The organism is Paenibacillus pasadenensis, from assembly GCF_023715725.1.
GTDB classification, from domain to species: Bacteria; Bacillota; Bacilli; order Paenibacillales; family Paenibacillaceae; genus Paenibacillus_O; species Paenibacillus_O pasadenensis_A.
On record NZ_JAMBOT010000034.1, the window covers coordinates 1 to 490 of the forward strand.

The 490-nt window shown below is 49.6% G+C and carries 1 rRNA gene; it reads right to left on the minus strand.

What is annotated here, in order from left to right:
* Positions 1 to 159 (minus strand): 16S ribosomal RNA (locus M3223_RS23825); the annotation flags it as partial.
* Positions 160 to 490: the final 331 nt, after the last annotated feature.

The following is a 490-nucleotide window of genomic DNA, read 5'->3' on the forward strand; positions in this document are numbered from 1 at the left end:
TTCCAGTAGTTATCCCCCTCCATCAGGCAGTTTCCCAGACATTACTCACCCGTCCGCCGCTCGTCACCCGAGAGCAAGCTCTCTGTGCTACCGCTCGACTTGCATGTGTTAGGCCTGCCGCCAGCGTTCAATCTGAGCCATGATCAAACTCTTCAATTTAAGTTTGATGCTCAAAGAATTAAACTTCGTAATGAATTACGTGTTCACTCTTGAGACTTGGTATTCATTTTTCGTCCGAGGACGTTAAGAATCCATGTCACTTTGAGTGCCCACACAGATTGTCTGATAAATTGTTAAAGAGCAGTGCCGCTTCGTTTTCGCTGCGGCGCGGGGTGTGCATATTACGCTTTCCCGCTGCAGAGTCAAGCATTTATTTTTGCTTTTCTCTGCGAGGTTCTCACCGGAACCCCGCTGACCCGGCGGCTTGTTTGCCGTTGTTCCGTGTCAGTGGAGGCGCATTATAGGGAGTAATTCTGAGGTGACAAGGGGA